4 protein-coding genes are annotated in these 3,927 nt (G+C 65.2%); 2 read left to right on the forward strand and 2 right to left on the reverse strand.

The genetic code is table 11. From position 1 onward, the window contains the following. Window positions 1–32 precede the first annotated feature (32 nt). Window positions 33–296 (reverse strand): hypothetical protein, encoded by a 264-nt coding sequence (locus GEV06_28160; protein ID MPZ21731.1) that lies wholly within the window; start codon window positions 294–296, stop codon window positions 33–35. A gap of 614 nt (window positions 297–910) precedes the next feature. On the opposite strand from GEV06_28160, the gene GEV06_28165 reads away from it, so the two are divergent. Next, on the forward strand, window positions 911–1,306 hold the full coding sequence (locus tag GEV06_28165) for a helix-turn-helix domain-containing protein (protein ID MPZ21732.1): 396 nt from the start codon (window positions 911–913) through the stop codon (window positions 1,304–1,306). Window positions 1,307–1,309: 3 nt separating this feature from the next. Beyond that, complete coding sequence (locus GEV06_28170; GenBank protein ID MPZ21733.1) at window positions 1,310–3,712, forward strand: FtsX-like permease family protein; 2,403 nt, start codon at window positions 1,310–1,312, stop codon at window positions 3,710–3,712. A 4-nt stretch (window positions 3,713–3,716) separates the two neighbouring features. Here GEV06_28170 and GEV06_28175 read toward each other — a convergent pair. Beyond that, window positions 3,717–3,927: DNA topoisomerase IV subunit B (locus GEV06_28175; GenBank protein ID MPZ21734.1), on the reverse strand; the 211-nt coding region annotated here is incomplete at its 5' end.

Genomic DNA, 3,927 nt, shown 5'->3' on the forward strand with positions numbered 1-3,927 from the left:
CAAGATTTCCTTTTAGTCGCGCGGTGGGAGCCTTATCGCTCACCGGGCTCGACCCAGTGGTGGAGCGGCAGCGCGAGCAGGGGATAGCGGTCGCGCGCTTCGGCCACCACCGCCGCGTAGTCGCGTCGCGCGATCTCGCCACGCCGCAGCTGCGCGCGGAGCCGACGAAGCTCGTAGCTATAGAGATCGTTGACCAGCTCGCGCGCGCGCTCCGGCGGCGTGGTGGATGAAGGACGGATACCGTGTTCGGCGAGGGCTGTGACAACGTCGGGACGATAGCGGTAAGTCGTGCCCACGACCCTTATGATCACTCAAGCGAGCACTCGGCACACGTCGCGCCGACCGTTCGCGAGCGGACGTCTCCGTGCGTCCACAAACGGATTCGCAAGGGCTGCCTGATCGCTTTCGCCAAACGCCCCATGACCGTCTTGCCGCCCCCTCCCCCCAAGTTTTTCTCGACCCTCCGCGAAGCGTCGAGTTCCGTCCCCTGAAGAGTAAACAGAGGCGGCCAGCGTCGCGCGTCCGCCGGCAAGCGCGATCGCGGGTACCGCGCCGCCCCGGTCGGCCGCGTGGAAAAACCGCGGGCGGCGCTCACGTGTCGCGACCCGCCGAGCTCCGTGAGCTCGGCGGCGGTCTGGCCCCGCCCGTGGTTTTACCCCCGTCGCAGATCACGCGGCCTCCAACGGGGCGGCGCGGCATCCGTGATCACGCCCCGCCGGCGGCACCGCTGCGCGTGCGCGGGAGACCGCCTTCGTGTCTACTCTTCAGCGTGCCGGCATTCAGGGTCTCAGGGAGGGCCGATAAAACTGGGGGGCCGGCAAGTCCATGACCGTACATTGATTGTGTTATCTCGATATGATAACAGTAGAGCGTGCACCCGCGCAGTGACCCGACGGTCGATAGTGATCACATGACGACGCTGAAGGTGGGTATCGCCAGCTATGAGGAGATGAAGGCGCGCACCATGCGGATTGCGCGTGGCGAGCGTCGTGTCGCGTTCGGTGAAACCAAGGTCTGGTTCACCTCGACGGAATCCTTTGCCAAAGTGCTGTCGGCCGGCAACCGCGAGCTGCTGCGGATCATCGCCGAGCACGCGCCCGGCTCGCTTGATGAGTTGTCACAGATTACTGGCCGGGCCAAGTCGAACCTGTCGCGGACGCTCAAGACGATGGAGGGGTACGGTCTTGTCCGCTTGCAGCGCGGCGAGCGTGGGCGGATTGCACCAAAGGTCGCACACGATCGGGTAGAGTTGGACTTGCCGCTGACAAGCCCGACAGACGCCGAGCGGAAACGGGAGACGGTCTGAGCCATGTTGCTGTTCACCGATCTTGGACGCGCCGTGCGCCTGTTCCGAACCCGCCCGGCCTTTGCCGCGTGCGCCGTCCTCACACTTGCGGTGGGTATCGGCGCCAACGCGGCCGTGTTCACCTTCGTCGACCAGGCGTTGTTCAAGCCCCTTCCGTACGAGGACGCGGAGCAGCTCTACAAGCTGAATCCGGTCGATCCGCAGACCGGCGAGCGCTTTGGCATGGTCTCGGGCCTGGTGGTAGAGGCGCTCGCACAGAACTCGCGGCAGTTGGTAGGGCTTGCCACCAGTGACGAGGCTGACGTCATGCCGGCGCCCGAGCCTGGTGCGCTCGAGGCTAGGCCGTTCCTCGCCGCTGAGGTTTCTCGGAACTTTCTCGAGGTGCTCGGCGTGCATCTCCTCATGGGCCACGGCTTCGCAGGCGACCCCACGTGCCAGGCCGCGTCGGAGATCCTAATCAGCTACGAGTGGTGGCAAAAGCGCTTCGGAGGACGCGACGACATTATCGGTCAGACGATACCCCTCGGCACCAGCGATGCCGTGGAAGTTCCTCACGTCATCGTGGGCGTGCTCCCAAAGGACTACTATCACCCCGTCTCGAGGCATGCTGCCGTTGATGTGTTGAAGGCGAAGCCCGTGGAGCCCGGCCTGGAATCAGCCCCTCTTGACGCGGTTGAACCGCTGATTCGGCTGAAAGCGGGCGTCACGCGCGTACAGGGAGAAGCGGAAATCAACGCCCTGGCCGCTGCTGCTTCGCCGCAGTCTGAGCGAATCCGTTACGCGCTTACGCCGATTCACACGGCGCTTTTCGACGATCTTCGCCCAAGGCTTCTGATCTTCCCCCTCGTGGCTGGACTCGTGCTGCTCATTTCCTGCGCAAACGCGGCACATCTTCTCCTCGCACGTGGGCTCGAACGGACAAGAGAGCTGGCGATCAGACAGGCGTTGGGCGCGAGCCGCTGGCGACTCGCATCGACGCTGCTGTCTGAGGGTCTGTGGCTCTCAGCAACGGCCGGAGTCTTGGCGCTGGTCGTCACCATCAACACCTACGACGCGATCACCAGCGTCGTGCCAGAGCGCGCCTTTGCCTTCAGGCCGACCGGGCCAGACCTGCGCCTCTTTCTGTTCACGGCAACCCTCTCGGTTGGCAGCGCGCTGCTGTTCAGTCTGCTCCCGGCAGTGCGGCATTCACGGCCCAGCCTCACGAACGCCCTGCGCTCCGGCCTGGCGGGTCACCTCACACGCACGCATGCCCGCAGTGCGGCACTGCTCGTGACCACGCAGGTCGCGCTCGGTCTCACCGCCCTTGCCGGAGCGGGACTGCTGCTCACCAGCTATTGGCGCTTGACGACGATTCCGCTCGGGTTCGACCTGGAAGGCGTCCTCGTGATCAGGGCGGAGCCTCACCAAACGCGTGTACCCGTCGGTCCACTACGTAGGCAATTCGCTGAGACGATGCTGGATCGGCTGCAAGGAGTCCCAGGCGTGCAGGCGGTTGCGGGCGCCAGTGTGCTGCCCATCTTCGCGAGGGCACGAGGTTGGACAAGTGTCCAGATGCCGGGCACGCGACCTCCGCATCTTCCTCAGGTCTTCTTCGTGACACCGCGCTACTTCGAGGTCATGGGCCTGCCCGTCGTGCGAGGACGTGCGTTCTCTGGTCGCGAAGCGCGAGGCGATGCGCCTGCAACGATGGTCGACGAACGAACGGCGCGGATGCTGTTCAAGGGGGGTGATCCGCTCGGTCGCACGGTGACGAACGACGGTGAAACGAGCGCACGACCAGTGGTTGGGGTGGTGGCCAACGCGCGCCGCTCGTATCGCGTGCAGGAGCCGATCGTGTATCAGCCCTTCCCACCCGACTGGGCCTCCGACATGGACCTCGTCGTGCGTATCGATAGGGATCGACCAGAGATCCGCGGCGCGCTCGCTGCGGCGCTGCGACAGCTCGATCCGCACCTGATGATGAGTATCCGATCGCTCGACGAGCTGCTGGCGCAGATGGAGCTGCGAGAACCGCGCTTCGCGGCGCTCATGCTCACCCTGTGCGGGCTCGTGGGGTTGCTCCTGCTCGCCATTGGCATCTTCGGGGTGGTCTCGCATGCCGTCACGCAGCGCGTCCATGAAATCGGCGTTCGCATGGCGCTCGGCGCTGACGCACGTGGAGTCCGCTGGCTCGTCGTGCGCTCCGCTTTCGCACCCGTAGGTCTCGGACTGGTCGGGGGCCTTTTAGGGGCGTCCTTGGTCGCGCGGCTGCTCGAAGCTCAGATTGCCGATGTCGCGCCCGCCGATCTGCGTGCGCTGCCCGTGACGGGCACCGTGGTGCTTCTCGCGGCGCTGTTCGCGAGCTACGTGCCCGCCCGGCGCGCCAGCTGCGTTGATCCAATCCAGGTGTTGCGACAGGACTAGACCGCTAGACGTCGAGCTCCTGCGCTTCCTCGGCCCGCTCCATGATGAAGCGGAATCGTGCTGACGCATCGCGGCCCATGAGCTCGTTGATGACACGATCCGTGAGGATCTCGTCCGCAATCTCCACGCGCAGGAGCCGTCGGCTCTTGGGGTTGAGTGTGGTCTCCCAGAGCACCTTGGGCATCATCTCACCGAGTCCCTTGAAGCGTGTGATG

Source organism: Luteitalea sp., from assembly GCA_009377605.1.
Classification (GTDB): domain Bacteria; phylum Acidobacteriota; class Vicinamibacteria; order Vicinamibacterales; family Vicinamibacteraceae; genus WHTT01.

Coding starts and splice junctions, on each gene's coding strand:
- GEV06_28170 (MPZ21733.1), top strand. CDS start 1,310: ATGTTGCTGTTCACCGATCTTGGACGCGCCGTGCGCCTGTTCCGAACC.
- GEV06_28165 (MPZ21732.1), top strand. CDS start 911: ATGACGACGCTGAAGGTGGGTATCGCCAGCTATGAGGAGATGAAGGCG.